11 protein-coding genes, 1 tRNA gene and 2 rRNA genes are annotated in these 15,571 nt (G+C 47.9%); 9 read left to right on the top strand and 5 right to left on the bottom strand.

The window, feature by feature from the left end; genetic code table 11:
- From VIC_RS00630 to VIC_RS00620, 3 genes are all read left to right on the top strand, one after another.
- A 23S ribosomal RNA gene (locus tag VIC_RS00630) occupies nt 1-1,293 on the top strand; the annotation flags it as partial.
- Between the two features lie 163 nt (nt 1,294-1,456).
- Nucleotides 1,457-1,572, top strand: a 5S ribosomal RNA gene (gene rrf, locus VIC_RS00625).
- Between the two features lie 31 nt (nt 1,573-1,603).
- A tRNA-Asp gene (locus VIC_RS00620) sits at nt 1,604-1,680 on the top strand.
- 391 nt (nt 1,681-2,071) lie between these two features.
- On the opposite strand, the gene argE is transcribed toward VIC_RS00620, so the two are convergent.
- Complete coding sequence (gene argE, locus VIC_RS00615) at nt 2,072-3,208, bottom strand: acetylornithine deacetylase (RefSeq protein ID WP_006957172.1); 1,137 nt, start codon at nt 3,206-3,208, stop codon at nt 2,072-2,074.
- Between the two features lie 154 nt (nt 3,209-3,362).
- Between argE and argC the strand changes: the two genes are divergently transcribed.
- From argC to argH, 4 genes are all read left to right on the top strand, one after another.
- Nucleotides 3,363-4,367, top strand: coding sequence for an N-acetyl-gamma-glutamyl-phosphate reductase (gene argC, locus VIC_RS00610; protein ID WP_039951085.1), 1,005 nt, complete (start codon nt 3,363-3,365; stop codon nt 4,365-4,367).
- A 23-nt stretch (nt 4,368-4,390) separates the two neighbouring features.
- On the top strand, nt 4,391-5,185 hold the full coding sequence (gene argB, locus VIC_RS00605) for an acetylglutamate kinase (protein ID WP_006957170.1): 795 nt from the start codon (nt 4,391-4,393) through the stop codon (nt 5,183-5,185).
- A gap of 96 nt (nt 5,186-5,281) precedes the next feature.
- Nucleotides 5,282-6,496 carry an argininosuccinate synthase gene (locus VIC_RS00600; protein WP_006957169.1) on the top strand — a complete coding sequence of 405 codons (1,215 nt, stop codon included), beginning with the start codon at nt 5,282-5,284 and terminating at the stop codon, nt 6,494-6,496.
- Between the two features lie 247 nt (nt 6,497-6,743).
- On the top strand, nt 6,744-8,618 hold the full coding sequence (argH, locus tag VIC_RS00595) for an argininosuccinate lyase (RefSeq protein WP_006957168.1): 1,875 nt from the start codon (nt 6,744-6,746) through the stop codon (nt 8,616-8,618).
- A 195-nt stretch (nt 8,619-8,813) separates the two neighbouring features.
- Here the strand turns inward: argH and VIC_RS00590 are convergent, their stop codons facing one another.
- Nucleotides 8,814-9,068: a DUF3624 domain-containing protein gene (locus VIC_RS00590; RefSeq protein ID WP_039951089.1), complete on the bottom strand. Its 255-nt coding sequence runs from the start codon at nt 9,066-9,068 to the stop codon at nt 8,814-8,816.
- Between the two features lie 64 nt (nt 9,069-9,132).
- Here VIC_RS00590 and VIC_RS00585 point away from each other — a divergent pair, with 64 nt between their 5' ends.
- Complete coding sequence (locus VIC_RS00585; RefSeq protein ID WP_006957166.1) at nt 9,133-9,480, top strand: RidA family protein; 348 nt, start codon at nt 9,133-9,135, stop codon at nt 9,478-9,480.
- A gap of 56 nt (nt 9,481-9,536) precedes the next feature.
- Here VIC_RS00585 and VIC_RS00580 read toward each other — a convergent pair whose 3' ends face one another.
- Nucleotides 9,537-10,994 carry a dihydrolipoyl dehydrogenase gene (locus tag VIC_RS00580; protein ID WP_006957165.1) on the bottom strand — a complete coding sequence of 486 codons (1,458 nt, stop codon included), beginning with the start codon at nt 10,992-10,994 and terminating at the stop codon, nt 9,537-9,539.
- A gap of 150 nt (nt 10,995-11,144) precedes the next feature.
- Nucleotides 11,145-11,873 (bottom strand): redoxin family protein, encoded by a 729-nt coding sequence (locus VIC_RS00575; protein ID WP_006957164.1) that lies wholly within the window; start codon nt 11,871-11,873, stop codon nt 11,145-11,147.
- A 174-nt stretch (nt 11,874-12,047) separates the two neighbouring features.
- Between VIC_RS00575 and oxyR the strand changes: the two genes are divergently transcribed.
- Complete coding sequence (gene oxyR / locus VIC_RS00570) at nt 12,048-12,938, top strand: DNA-binding transcriptional regulator OxyR (RefSeq protein ID WP_006957163.1); 891 nt, start codon at nt 12,048-12,050, stop codon at nt 12,936-12,938.
- Between the two features lie 60 nt (nt 12,939-12,998).
- Here oxyR and VIC_RS00565 read toward each other — a convergent pair whose 3' ends face one another.
- The gene (locus VIC_RS00565; protein ID WP_006957162.1) at nt 12,999-15,521 is read right to left on the bottom strand and encodes a penicillin-binding protein 1A; all 2,523 of its coding nucleotides are present in this window, start codon (nt 15,519-15,521) and stop codon (nt 12,999-13,001) included.
- Between the last annotated feature and the right edge of the window lie 50 nt (nt 15,522-15,571).

Raw genomic sequence — 15,571 nt, 5'->3', positions numbered from 1 at the left:
GACACAGGTGGTCGGGTAGAGAATACCAAGGCGCTTGAGAGAACTCGGGTGAAGGAACTAGGCAAAATGGTACCGTAACTTCGGGAGAAGGTACGCTCCTGTCGGTGAAGTCCCTTGCGGATGGAGCTAACGGGAGTCGCAGATACCAGGTGGCTGCAACTGTTTATTAAAAACACAGCACTGTGCAAAATCGTAAGATGACGTATACGGTGTGACGCCTGCCCGGTGCCGGAAGGTTAATTGATGGGGTTAGACGTAAGTCGAAGCTCTTGATCGAAGCCCCGGTAAACGGCGGCCGTAACTATAACGGTCCTAAGGTAGCGAAATTCCTTGTCGGGTAAGTTCCGACCTGCACGAATGGCGTAATGATGGCCACGCTGTCTCCACCCGAGACTCAGTGAAATTGAAATCGCTGTGAAGATGCAGTGTACCCGCGGCTAGACGGAAAGACCCCGTGAACCTTTACTACAGCTTGGCACTGAACATTGACCCTACATGTGTAGGATAGGTGGGAGGCTTTGAAACCGGTACGCCAGTATCGATGGAGCCGTCCTTGAAATACCACCCTTGTAGTGTTGATGTTCTAACTTAGACCCATTATCTGGGTTGAGGACAGTGCCTGGTGGGTAGTTTGACTGGGGCGGTCTCCTCCCAAAGAGTAACGGAGGAGCACGAAGGTGGGCTAATCACGGTTGGACATCGTGAGGTTAGTGCAATGGCATAAGCCCGCTTGACTGCGAGAATGACAATTCGAGCAGGTGCGAAAGCAGGTCATAGTGATCCGGTGGTTCTGTATGGAAGGGCCATCGCTCAACGGATAAAAGGTACTCCGGGGATAACAGGCTGATACCGCCCAAGAGTTCATATCGACGGCGGTGTTTGGCACCTCGATGTCGGCTCATCACATCCTGGGGCTGAAGTCGGTCCCAAGGGTATGGCTGTTCGCCATTTAAAGTGGTACGCGAGCTGGGTTTAGAACGTCGTGAGACAGTTCGGTCCCTATCTGCCGTGGGCGTTGGAAGATTGAAGGGGGCTGCTCCTAGTACGAGAGGACCGGAGTGGACGAACCTCTGGTGTTCGGGTTGTCATGCCAATGGGCATTGCCCGGTAGCTAAGTTCGGAATCGATAACCGCTGAAAGCATCTAAGCGGGAAGCGAGCCCTGAGATGAGTCTTCCCTGACTCCTTGAGAGTCCTAAAGGGTTGTTCGAGACTAGAACGTTGATAGGCAGGGTGTGTAAGCGTTGTGAGGCGTTGAGCTAACCTGTACTAATTGCCCGTGAGGCTTAACCATACAACACCCAAAGGGTTTTGATGGACTCAAAGCAAGAACTTTGAATGTGTAAATACAGAACTTAAAAACAGCTTTCCGAATTATTCGATTTGCAAGCAAATCTCACCCTAAAGGGCCGCACTAAAGTGCGTTTGAATTTGCGAGCAAATTGATAAAGAATTTGCTTGGCGACCATAGCGTTGTGGACCCACCTGATTCCATGCCGAACTCAGAAGTGAAACGCAATAGCGCCGATGGTAGTGTGGGGCTTCCCCATGTGAGAGTAGGACATCGCCAGGCTTTAAATTTAGACTTTAAGTCTAACCAGTGCGGAGCGGTAGTTCAGTTGGTTAGAATACCGGCCTGTCACGCCGGGGGTCGCGGGTTCGAGTCCCGTCCGCTCCGCCACTTATTCAGAGAAAGCCCTAACAGCGATGTTAGGGCTTTTTCGTATCTGCAGTATTGTTTTTTGGTCTGTGGCCAACGAGCCCAGTTTAAGTGCAAATCCGAACTCAGTTATCACTTATACGGTGTCTCCACCTTCTGCTACTTATTGAGAAACCCAGTCTAAGGACTGGGTTTTGTCGTTTAGGAGCAAAGCTATTCCCCTCAAGGGAACAAATCCAACTTGCGTTTGGTTGTAGGAATCTACAAACTCAATCGAACCGATGTTTATATAGAAGCCCAATCTCCAGATCGGGCTTCGTAGTTTCTAGAATATGAAATCTAAAGCCCGCTGCTGGCGCAACGGGCTTGTTTATATCTGGAGATGAGTGCTGAAGTACTCGTCTTAGGTTGGCTAGAAGCAATATTTATATATAGCTTTGGAAAGTATCTCGACAGTAGGGTCGATAAACTCAAACGCCAGAAATTCATCCGGTTGGTGAGCTTGGTCAATAGACCCCGGGCCAAGTACTAGCGTTGGACATAGCTGTTGAAGGAAGGGAGCTTCAGTACAGTAATTGACAGTTTCTGAGTCAGTGCCACATATCTCTTCCACGCCTCCTATAAAAGGATGATCATGCTGACATTCGTAACCAGGAATCGGTTCGTGTAGAGGTGTTATATCAATCCGGCCAGGCCATTTGGTCTCGATTTCTTTTAAGGCGCCACGAAGCATGTTGTCCAAGCCATCAAGGCTTATCCCAGGCAGAGGGCGTACGTCATAATGAAGCTCACAACAACCACAGATGCGGTTAGCGCTGTCTCCACCATGAATGTGGCCAAGGTTAAGTGTTGGGCTTGGAATCGCGAACCCAGGATGGTGATACTCTTTGATGAGCTTGTCACGCAACTGCATCATGGCAAAAAGGATTTCATGCATGATTTCAATGGCGTTGACTCCTAAAGCCGGATCTGACGAATGGCCAGATTTGCCTGTGACTCGAATAGCATTGGCAACATGGCCTTTATGGCCTCGTATCGGAACCAAACTAGTAGGCTCCCCGATAATGCAATAGTCTGGCTTGAATGGTGCGTTATCGGTAAAATGACGCGCACCGAGCATGGTCGTCTCTTCATCACAAGTCGCTAAGACATATAACGGCTTACTTTGTTTACTCCAGTTAACCTTCTTTACAGCTTCAAGAATGAAGGCAAAGAAACCTTTCATATCAGCCGTTCCTAGACCGTAGAAGCGGTTATTCGCTTCCGTGAGGGCATGAGGTTCGTAATTCCAGCGACCTTCATCGAAAGGTACTGTATCGCTGTGACCAGCCAGCAACAGCCCTCCTTCACCGCTTCCTATTTTACCTAGCAGATTAAACTTCCCGGGTTCGACTTCGATAATGTCGACTTCAAAACCTATGTCTTGCATCCAACTGGCAAGCTTTTCAATGACTTTTGCATTCCCTTCATCCCAACTCGGATCGGTTGAACTGATGGAAGAGGTAGAAATCAGGCCTTTGTAGACCTCAAGAAAACTGGGTATTTGCATATTAAGTTCGCTTTGCCTGTTGACATAAATCAATAATGAAGGTAAAACACATAATAAATCAGTTTTAATGAATAAAAAACCATTAAAAGCTAAGTTTATTAAATTTATAGTCACTGGTTGGGTGACGATTTTAAGGTCTTAATGGATGTCTGAGATGCTCAAAACTACAATTATTGGCGCCAGCGGTTATACCGGAGCTGAGTTAGCACTTATGGTGCATAAACACCCACAACTTACGCTATCAGGTTTATATGTCTCCGCCAATAGTGTTGATGCCGGTAAATGTATCTCTGAGCTACATGGAAAACTGGCGGGTATTATCAGTCAGCCTGTAGAGCCTTTGAAAGATATCAATGCTGTAGCGGCGGAATGCGATGTAGTTTTTCTTGCTACTGCCCATGAGGTCAGCCACGACATTGCGCCTACGTTTTTGAAACAAGGTTGTCAGGTATTCGACTTGTCGGGCGCTTTCCGAGTTAAGAAACACGGCTTCTATAACGAATTTTATGGTTTTGAGCATCAACATGAAGATTGGCTAGATAGCGCAGCTTACGGTCTTGTTGAATGGAACCACAGCGCCATTAAACAGAGTCAGCTCATTGCTGTACCAGGCTGTTACCCAACAGCCTCACAGCTTGCGATTAAACCTTTGGTCGAGGCGGGTTTGCTGGATTCTGTTCAGTGGCCAGTAATCAACGCAACCAGTGGTGTCTCAGGAGCTGGTCGAAAAGCATCGATGACCAACAGTTTCTGTGAAGTGAGTTTGCAGCCTTATGGTGTGTTCAGCCACAGGCACCAACCTGAGATCGCGACTCATCTGGGGACTGAGGTAATTTTTACCCCTCACTTAGGTAACTTTAAACGTGGCATCCTTGCGACCATCACTATGAAGTTAGCTAGCGGAGTGAGTGAGCAGCAGATCTCAAAAGCATTTAATACGGCATATGAGAATAAACCTGCGGTGCGCCTGCACCAAGCGACGTTACCCAGTATTCAACATGTTGAAAATACACCTTTCTGCGATATTGGTTGGAAGGTACAAGGCGAGCATATCATTGTCGTTTCTGCGATTGATAACTTGCTTAAAGGTGCATCGAGTCAAGCGATGCAATGTTTAAATATCCACTACGGATTTCCAGAGTTAACTGCCCTTGTATAAGCAAGTTGGTAAAGGGAAAAGTAATGACAGATAACAAACCAACTCCATTAGTGATCAAATTGGGCGGTGCTGCCCTTTCGTGTACTGAGACGTTAAGTCAGGTTTTTAGTGCAATTGCTGACTATCAAAAGCAGGCTCAGCGACGAATCGTGATCGTCCATGGAGGAGGTTATCTAGTGGACGATCTTATGGCTCAGCTTCAGATTGAAACGCTGAAAAAAGACGGGCTTCGTGTGACTCCCTATGAGCAAATTCCCTTGATAGCAGGTGCTTTAGCCGGTACGGCGAACAAGATGCTTCAGGGGCAGGCGATCAAAGACGGTTTGAATGCTGTCGGGTTATCCCTTGCTGATGGTGGCTTGTGTCAGGTTGAAGAGTTGGATCCAGAACTAGGCGCTGTTGGTAAAGCGACACCAGGTAACTCTACCGTGTTACAGGCGATTTTATCCGCTGATACATTACCTATTATTAGCTCAATTGGCCTGACTGCAGAAGGTCAGATGATGAACGTCAATGCTGACCAAGCGGCGGTTGCCGTTGCAGGTGCCTTGGATGCCGAGCTTGTTCTATTGTCAGACGTCAGTGGCGTTTTGGATGGCAAAGGCCATCTGATCAAAAGCTTAGATGAGCAAGAAGCACAAAGTCTGATCAATGCGCAGGTAATCACTGACGGCATGATCGTCAAAGTCAATGCAGCACTGGAAGCGGCTAACGATTTAGGCCGACCAATAGAAGTGGCTACCTGGCGTTATCCAGAAAAGCTCGCAGAGCTGTTTGCTGGGCAAAGCATCGGGACACAATTTTTACCTAAGAATTAGTCGCTTGTGTTAAGGCACGAGCACAACAAAAAGAACGAAAAAGTCACCCGTAGCACTGACCGCCACGCGCAGAGCCGGGATTTTGGAGAAAAGAAAATGAGCAAGTTAAAAGTAAATAAAGTAGTAGTCGCATATTCTGGCGGTCTGGATACTTCAGTGATTATCCCTTGGTTGAAAGAAAACTATGATTGTGAAGTGGTCGCGTTTGTGGCCGATGTTGGTCAAGGTGCAGAAGAATTAGAAGGCATCGAAGCAAAAGCGAAGGCTTCAGGTGCATCTGAGTGTTATGTCGCTGACCTGAAAGAAGAAATGGTCGCAGACTACATCTACCCGACGCTGAAAACAGGTGCTTACTACGAAGGCAAATACTTGTTGGGTACATCGATGGCTCGCCCAATCATTGCGAAAGCTCAGGTTGAGGTTGCGCGTAAAGTAGGCGCCGATGCCCTTTGCCACGGCTGTACAGGTAAAGGTAACGACCAAGTACGTTTTGAAGGCGCTTTTGCCGCTTTGGCCCCTGATCTTCATGTGATTGCCCCTTGGCGCGAATGGGATCTGGTTAGCCGTGAAGAGTGTCTGGACTACCTTGCTGAACGCAACATTCCTTGTACGGCTTCACTAACGAAGATTTATTCACGTGATGCTAATGCATGGCACATCTCAACAGAAGGTGGTGTTCTGGAAAATACGTGGAATGCGCCTAATGAAGACTGCTGGGTTTGGACAGCCGATCCTGAGCAAGCTCCGAATGAAGCTGAATACGTTACGCTGAAAGTCGAAAAAGGCGAAGTGGTTGGCGTGGATGGTGAAAACATGACGCCATACAACGCACTTGTTTACCTGAATGAAAAAGGTGCTAAGCATGGTGTTGGCCGTATCGATATTGTAGAAAACCGTCTGGTTGGTATGAAGTCTCGTGGTTGTTATGAAACTCCGGGTGGCACGATTATGATGGAAGCGCTGCGTGCTGTTGAGCAGCTGGTACTGGATAAGACCGCATTTGAATTCCGTGAAGAACTAGGCGTTAAGGCTTCTCATCTTGTATACGACGGCCGTTGGTTCACACCATTGTGTAAATCCATTCTCGCAGCGTCAGAAGAACTGGCTCAAAATGTAAACGGTGAAGTCGTGATTAAGTTGTATAAAGGTCAAGCTACGGTGACCCAGAAGCGCTCAGTGAACAGCCTTTATTGTGAAGAGTTTGCTACTTTTGGTGAAGATGAAGTTTACGATCAAAGCCATGCAGAAGGCTTCATTCGCCTTTACTCACTGTCTAGCCGTATTCGTGCGCTGAATAGTCAGAAAAAGTAACCCTTAACTTATCTAGCTGACGAGCCCATTTGCTTAGCAAATGGGCTCGTTGTTTTTTGGTAACCAAAACAACAGCGCTTAAAATGCCCATGAATAAATATGTAGAAATAATGAATTAATACTTTATTTTTGGTTTGAATTGCCGTAAGTTTGAACCATCAGAAAAATACTGGGTTTCACCCAGAAATAGCAATAGATCAAAAACTGTTCGCACTGACAGTGAGCACCGGTAATCAGGAGATACGCAATGGCATTATGGGGCGGAAGATTTACCCAAGCAGCAGACACGAGATTCAAAGAATTTAACGATTCATTGCGCTTTGATTACCGATTGGCAGAACAAGATATTGTGGGCTCAATCGCTTGGTCGAAAGCGTTGTTATCAGTGGATGTGCTTAATGAAGAAGAGCAACAGAAGCTAGAACTGGCGTTGAATGAACTTAAGCTAGAAGTGATGGAAGATCCTCATCAGATCCTTCGTTCTGACGCGGAAGATATCCATTCATGGGTTGAGCAACAACTGATTGGCAAAGTGGGTGACTTAGGCAAAAAACTGCACACAGGCCGTTCTAGAAACGATCAGGTCGCGACTGACCTTAAACTCTGGTGTCGTCAGCAAGGTCAACAGCTACTGATGGCATTGGATCGTCTGCAATCTCAAATGGTATCGGTCGCGAAAGAGCATCAGGCAACGGTTCTGCCAGGCTACACACACTTGCAGCGTGCCCAGCCGGTGACGTTTGCCCATTGGTGTTTGGCTTATGTGGAAATGTTCGAGCGGGACTACTCGCGCCTTCATGACGCCATCGAACGTTTAGATACTTGCCCGCTTGGTTCCGGTGCTTTGGCAGGAACGGCTTACCCTATCGACCGGGAGCAGCTGGCGCATAACCTTGGTTTTCGCCGCGCGACACGGAACTCACTGGATTCGGTTTCCGACCGTGATCATGTCATGGAGCTGATGTCGGTAGCCTCTATTTCTATGCTTCACTTGTCGCGTTTGGCAGAAGATATGATTTTCTACAACTCGGGCGAGTCTAACTTTATCGAATTGGCGGATACTGTGACCTCAGGATCGTCGTTGATGCCACAAAAGAAAAACCCAGATGCGCTGGAGCTGATACGTGGTAAGACAGGGCGGGTCTACGGCTCACTGGCTGGCATGATGATGACGGTGAAAGCATTGCCGCTCGCTTACAACAAAGATATGCAGGAAGACAAAGAAGGGCTGTTCGATGCGCTAGACACCTGGAACGACTGTATGGAAATGGCGGCGCTTTGTTTCGATGGCATCAAAGTAAACGGCGAGCGTACATTGGAAGCTGCGAAACAAGGCTATGCGAATGCCACTGAGTTGGCAGATTATCTGGTGGCTAAAGGCATCCCATTCCGTGAGGCACACCACATTGTGGGTGTTGCAGTAGTGGGAGCCATTGCGAAAGGTTGTGCGTTAGAGGAACTGTCGATTGCGGAACTGAAAGAGTTCTCCTCAGTCATAGAAGAAGATGTTTACAGCATACTGACGATAGAATCGTGCCTTGAGAAGCGTAGTGCTCTGGGCGGGGTTTCGCCAAAGCAAGTCGCTCATGCAGTCGAGCAAGCGGAAGGGCGCCTTATCAAACGGGATACCTCTGCGGTGAATGTTCGTCCTGCGCGTTTGACGGATATTGAAGCGCTAGAAGGTATGGTGACTTACTGGGCCAATATGGGGGAGAACTTACCTCGTTCTCGCAGTGAACTGGTGAGAGATATTGGCTCTTTCGCCGTTGCAGAGCACCATGGCGAGGTGACTGGATGTGCGTCGCTCTATGTCTATGACTCTGGGCTGGCCGAGATTCGTTCACTGGGTGTCGAAGCGGGCTGGCAAGGGCAAGGTCAGGGAAGCGCGATTGTACAATACTTGGTGGAAAAAGCGCGCCAGATGGCGATCAAGAAAGTGTTCGTTCTGACTCGTACTCCAGAGTTCTTTATGAAGCAAAGTTTTCTACCGACATCGAAGTCGCTATTACCGGAGAAAGTGCTTAAAGATTGTGATCAGTGCCCTCGCCAGCACGCTTGTGATGAAGTTGCGTTAGAAGTGAATCTGGTTGAGAAATCTATCGCGCGAGCAAATGTTGCTTAACGCATTGATGGTTAAGGTTTTCGAAGAAAGATCAAAAAAGATCGAATGTTTTTGGGAACCTTATTCAAAAGGCAGGGTCTATTAAAGTACCACTGCTTTTTCTTAGAAGAATCTAAGAGAGCCCCAGAATCGACGTTGATTTTGGGGCTTTTTTCTTTTCTCGTACCGAGAATGTTTCCCCAAAACCCATTACCTCTAACCTTTTTTGTTTCTGCGCCGCCAAGGTAAAATGACAAAGCGCATCCAGAGGTGAAGGAATAACAAGCTGTTAAATGCGAACCCTGCGATGATCAAAGCGATAGACTCTATGCTTAGAGGGTTATCTCTGAAGGCAAACCACCAGATAACCCAGCACAATACTGATAGCACAGTAAGCTGATCCATACATCGCTGACAACGGCCTATTTTTTTCCAGAACCAGTTGCTATTTTTACAGTAGTCGCATGTCATGAGCATCGTTTATTGGGTAACATGTGCTTTGATAATATCTCAAGCTAACGTGAAAGTGATAAAAATGATCGAACGTCAACAAACTAAACAACGTATGAGCCGTATCGTGAAGCATAACGGCACGATTTACCTATGTGGGCAAGTGTGTGCGGATGCGACGAAAGGCATTACTGAACAGACGCAAACTATGTTGGATAAAGTTGAAGAGCTGCTGCTTGAAGCGGGCAGTGACAAGGAGCATATGTTGTCTGCGACGATTTATTTGAAGGACATGAAAGACTTCCAGGAAATGAATGCGGTATGGGATGCATGGGTTCCTGAAGGTCACGCTCCAGCTCGAGCATGTGTTACTGCTGATATGGCGCGTGAAGCCTTGTTGGTGGAGATCTCTGTGATTGCAGCTGAGAAATAATGAGTCTATATGATAAAAAACGAGCCAATTGGCTCGTTTTTATTTTTTGTTTAGGGTTAGCAACCCGGTCCACAATCAAGACAGTGTTTAATCATCTCTGGGCCTAAGTGCAGTTTCGCATTCAGGTCCCGCAGAGCAGTGCGAACTCCTTCTTCAATCACTGGGTGATAGAAAGGCATATCGAGCATTTCTGAAACGGTCATCTTATTTTGATGTGCCCACGCCAGTAAGTGTGCAAGATGCTCAGCATTAGGTCCTATCATTTCAGCCCCTAGGAAACGCCCGGTACCTTGTTCACCATAGACATGCAAGATGCCTTTGTTGCGTAGCATAACGCGTGAACGACCTTGACCTTCAAATGACACCTCTCCTGTCGCAAAGCAGCCACAGTTACCTAGACGGGTTTCAAGTTGTTTAAAGGATTCACCTACCATTGCAATCTGAGGGTCAGAGAATACCGCTGAGATTGACGAACGACGTAATCCTGCTCGGATATCTGGATAGCGACCTGCATTGTCACCGGCAATTCGGCCTTGATCTGCCGCCTCATGGAGCAACGGAATCTGGTTACTGGCATCGCCGGCGATAAAAATATTGTCTACTGATGTTTGCAGTGTGTAATGGTCGGCTGTTGGTACGCCGCGTTCATCAAGGGCAACTTGGGTATTTTCAATTGCCAACTGATCGACATTTGGACGGCGACCCGTCGCAGCAAGTACATAGTCAACAATGAAGGTTTCCAGCTCGCCATCGTGATTGATGAATTGGATCTCGACTTTATCTTCACCTTCTACGCGTCGCATGCTTTCGACTTTCACGTCAGCATCAAGATAGAACTCTTCTTTAAACGCTTTGTCGGCATAGGCCATCACTTCAGGATCTGTTATCGGCCCTACTTGACCGCCGAGGCCAAACAGTTTGACCTTAACGCCGAGCCGATGCAGTGCCTGCCCCAGTTCAAGGCCGATCACCCCCGGGCCAAAGACGGCTACCGATTCAGGCAGATCATCCCAATCAAACACATCATCATTAATGACCAAACGATCCCCTAGCTCATTCCAGACACCCGGATAAGCCGGGCGAGAGCCTGTTGCAATCACAATACGTTTGGCCGTGATCTGGGTATGGTCATCCACCATCAATGTGTTGTTGTCGACAAATTTAGCGTAGCCCGCGATTTTGTCTTCAGCTGGGATCTCATCCACGCCTTCAAGTACAAAGCCAACGAAGCGATCACGCTCTCTCTTGACGCGATCCATGACTTCACGGCCATTGATGACAACCTCACCTTGCGGATGGATACCAAAGCCCGGTGCTTTTTCTATCTGATGCACGCTTTCTGCAGCCGCGATCAGCAGCTTAGATGGCATGCAGCCCACTCGAGCACAGGTTGTTCCGTATGGCCCACCTTCAATCATAACGACACTAGAGGTATGCGCTTTGGCTGAGCGATATGCGCCTAGACCGGCTGTACCACCACCAATAATAGCAACATCGACATTGAGCTGTTTCATTGTGAGTTCTCGCTTTGTCTTTCCAGGCTTCCTAGCCAACCTGGGGGATGAATTTGATTCCGCTGCCAGAGTAAAATTAAGATAGCGGCTTGGTTCTGCAATAGATTCTCCGACCTTAGGGAAAGCCGGAGAATCGAGGTAGCGATACAATTAGCCTAGGTAAGATTCAAGCTCTTCGCTGCCACCAATGTGCTTACCACCGATGAAGACCTGAGGTACCGTTGTACGGCCTGAAATAGCACGCAAACTTACTGTTGTTGCATCTTTACCCAGAATCACTTCCTCATACTGAAGACCGTGGTCGATAAGATTTTGTTTCGCCTTGGCACAGAAAGGACAGCCTGGTTTAGTGAATACAGTGATCGATTCCTGTGTTTTGTAGTTAGGTGCGATGTAATTCAGCATAGTATCTGCATCAGACACTTTGAACGGGTCGCCTGGCTCGTTTGGTTCAATGAACATTTTCTCAACCACGCCATCTTTAACCAGCATGCTGTAGCGCCATGAGCGTTTGCCAAAGCCAAGATCGTTCTTGTCAACCAGTAGCCCCATACCATCCGTGAATTCACCGTTACCATCTGGTAGGAAAGTGATGTTGTCTGCTTCCTGGTCATTTTTCCAAGCGTTCATCACAAAAGTGTCATTCACAGAGACACAGATAATTTCGTCGACGCCGTGGTCTTGAAAGACAGGGAACAACTCGTTGTAGCGAGGTAGGTGACTCGATGAACAGGTTGGTGTAAATGCACCTGGTAGACTGAAAAGGATCACTGTCTTGCCTTTAAACAGCTCATCGCTGGTGACACTAACCCAAGCATCACCTTGACGAGTTGGGAATGTAACTTGTGGAACGTTTTGACCTTCTTTTGACGCAAACATAGTAGTGTCCTTTGGTAGATTCTGATTAATTCGTATTAGAGCTTAGCGTGTTTTTGCTAAGTGACTTTGTTTCGATGAGGTTATTATTCTAAATTTCCTTTGATAGCTCTAATCGTTTAATGCTATGGTTTTGATAGATGTTTTCTATCGTATCGAGATAGGTAAATTAGCAAGATGAATATCCGTGATTTTGAGTATCTGGTAGCGCTCGCTGAGCACAACCACTTCCGTAAGGCCGCTGAAGCCTGCTTTGTCAGCCAGCCGACACTGAGCGGACAGATCCGTAAATTGGAAGATGAATTGGGTACTGCCTTACTGGAACGTAGCAGCCGAAGAGTATTGTTTACCGATGCTGGTCTACAGCTGGTGGATCAGGCCAAACGTATTCTGTCAGAAGTAAAAACCTTTCGTGATATGGCGAATGGTCAAGGTGAAGCCATGACAGGGCCAATGCACATAGGTTTTATTCCAACAGTTGGTCCTTATCTATTGCCGAAAATCGTACCGACGTTGAAGGAACAGTTCCCAGAGCTAGAACTGTTCTTGCATGAAGCACAGACTCACCAGTTGGTACGTCAGTTGGAAGATGGCAAGCTCGATTGTCTGGTTTTAGCATCGGTAGCAGAAACGGCCCCATTCAAAGAGATTGCAGTATATGAAGAGCCATTGAGCGTGGCCGTACCGTGTGATCATGAATGGTCTGCTCTTGAAGAGATCGACATGCTGGAGCTGAATGGCAAAACCGTGCTTGCACTGGGTGATGGGCACTGCCTGCGTGATCAGGCGCTGGGTTTTTGTTTTGCCGCTGGGGCAAAAGATGATGAGCGTTTTAAAGCGACGAGTCTTGAAACTCTGCGTAACATGGTTGCTGCAGGGGCAGGTATCACTCTGTTACCCGAGTTATCGTTACCGAAAGAAAAGCAAAAAGATGGTGTGTGTTATGTCCGAGCGACTAACCCAGTGCCTTCTCGTAGCATTGTACTGGCGTACCGCCCTGGTTCGCCGCTGCGTGCTCGTTTCGAACAGCTGGCTGAAGCAATAAAGCATCAGCTTGAAGCTAAGTAAATCTTAGCTAATAAAAAAGGGCGGATGTCATGACATCCGCCCTTTTTGTTTTGATGCTGGTTAAAACAACTCTTCACTTTCAGCAGAGGTATAGATGCTGTCAGTAATTTCATCAGTGACGTATTCAGTCGGCTCCGTCCCTTCAAGGAAGTACTCAAACATCGAGCTTGAGTCGAACTTGTTGGTCAATAGCCCTGAATCACGGTCAATTCTTACGCGAACAATATTCGGCGGTATGACTTTCTGCTGAGCAGGTACACCCGCTAGGGCGGTGTGCATGAAGTCAACCCAAGCTGGCTGAGCGGTTTTCGCGCCGGCTTCGGCGCCGGAAATTTGCCCTTTGCCCAAATTGCTGTTTGGCTTGGTGCGGCCGAGCTTACGGTTGTGGTCATCAAAACCGACCCAGGATACGGCAACCATGCCTGGTCCATAGCCGTTGTACCACGCATCTTTCGAGTCATTAGTGGTACCCGTCTTGCCGCCCACATCGCGACGCTTCAGTGCTTGTGCTCGCCAGCCGGTACCGTTCCAGCCAGTACCATCGCGCCAGTTACCACCACCCCAAATGTTGCTGTACATCATTTCACGCACGAGGAAGGCGGTCTGCTCAGAGATCACCTGTGGCGCGTATTGAGGTGTTTGACCATCTTGAGGATCAACGTCTTGTTCCTGGAACTCGTTAGTGACGGTTTCTGTCGCCGTTTGTTCACAGTCTTGACGACAGATGGATTTCGGTGTCGCTTCAAACTCTACATCACCAAATGGGCCTTCCACTTTACTGATGTAATGTGGTTCAACGTAGTAGCCTCCATTGGCAAACACTGAGTAGCCTTGTGCCATCTTCATTGGTGTCAGACTGCCAGCACCAAGAGCAATTGTCTCAGAGCGTGGTACCTGATCAATATTGAAGCCAAATCGAGTCAGATACTGGCGCGTTTCATCTAAGCCCACTTCACGCAGCACGCGCACTGCCATGACGTTTTTAGATTGCGCTAAGCCGATTCTTAATCGAGTTGGGCCGATATAAGTTGGAGGCGAGTTTTTCGGGCGCCATGCTGTCCCTTGACTCTTATCCCACTGGTTAATCGGTGCATCATTGACCAATGTTGCCAGAGTCAGACCTTTATCGATAGCCGCCGAGTAAATAAACGGTTTGATACTGGAGCCAACCTGACGCACGGATTGCGTCGCGCGGTTGAACTTATTGTGAACGAAGTTGAAACCGCCAACCAGAGACAAGACTGCGCCATTTTCTGGGTCCATGGCAACAAACGCTGTATTGGCATTTGGCACCTGGCTTAAGTGCCAAGCAGTTTGTGTTTCGCCATCTTCAACAGGTGTCTCTACCTGACGGACCCAAATTTGCTCACCTTCTTCCAGTACATCCGTGGCCGCTTTTGGTGCTGGGCCTTGGCGGTCATCGGTGAGGAATTTACGCGCCCACTTGATGCCATCCCATTCGAGCGTTTTGACGCCTTGGTTTTTCACCCAGACAGTCGCTTGTCGGGCTGTGACTTGTGTGACGACCGCAGGGAGAAGGGAGCCGTAAGTTGGCACTCGGTCCAAAGTGTCGTCAATTTTTTCTTCATCGAATGCTGTCTGACCTGCTTTCCACAGGACTTTTTCAGCGCCGCGGTAACCGTGACGTTCATCGTACGCTAGCAGGTTATTGATGGCAGCTTCATTGGCAGCAGACTGCAGCTTAGAATCCACGGTGGTGTAGACATTCATTCCTGAGCTGTAAGCTTCTTCACCGTAACGCGCGACCATCCATGCACGAGCCAGCTCTGCTACATAAGGTGCACTCAGTTCAATCTCTGCGCCATGGTAGCGCGACATGATCTCTTCAGCACGGGCCTGTTGATACTCATCTTCAGTGATGTACTTTTCATCCAGCATACGCTTAAGGACAACGTTGCGACGGCTGGTGGCACGCTGAAGCGAGTAGATAGGGTTCATGGTTGACGGGGCTTTTGGCATGCCTGCCAAGGTGGCAATTTCACTCAACGTTAGGTTCTGTAGATCTTTGCCAAAATAAGTCTGTGCTGCTGCGCCAAAGCCATACGAACGGTAACCTAAGAAAATTTTATTCACGTACAGCTCAAGGATCTCTTCTTTACTCAGCAGTTGTTCAATGTGAATAGCGATAAAGATCTCTTTGATTTTTCGCATGATCTTTTTGTCATTGGACAAGAAGAAGTTACGTGCCAGCTGCTGAGTGATCGTACTCGCACCTTGCTTGGCCGAGCCTGAAAGAGCAACGACAACAGCAGCACGTGCGATACCAATAGGGTCGATACCGGGGTGATCGTAGAAACGGCTGTCTTCTGTCGCGATCAGCGCTTCAATCAGGTGTGGGGGAATTTCATCATAGGTGACCGGAATACGTCGCTTCTCACCAAACTGTGAGATCAGCTTGCCGTCTTGAGTGAATATCTGCATTGGTGTCTGCAGTTTGACATCTTTTAAAGTCGCCACATCGGGCAACTCTGGTTTTACGTAGAAGTAGAAACCAACAATGGTCCCGACCCCAAGTACCGTGCAAACCAATACGAAAATAAACAATCGCTTTATGAACTTCACCGGAGAATCCCTGATTAATTAAGCTTACGTTATGCAAACCTAGGTAGTTT

The organism is Vibrio coralliilyticus ATCC BAA-450, from assembly GCF_000176135.1.
Lineage (GTDB): Bacteria > Pseudomonadota > Gammaproteobacteria > Enterobacterales > Vibrionaceae > Vibrio > Vibrio coralliilyticus.
This window is presented reverse-complemented; position numbering and strand designations above follow the sequence as displayed.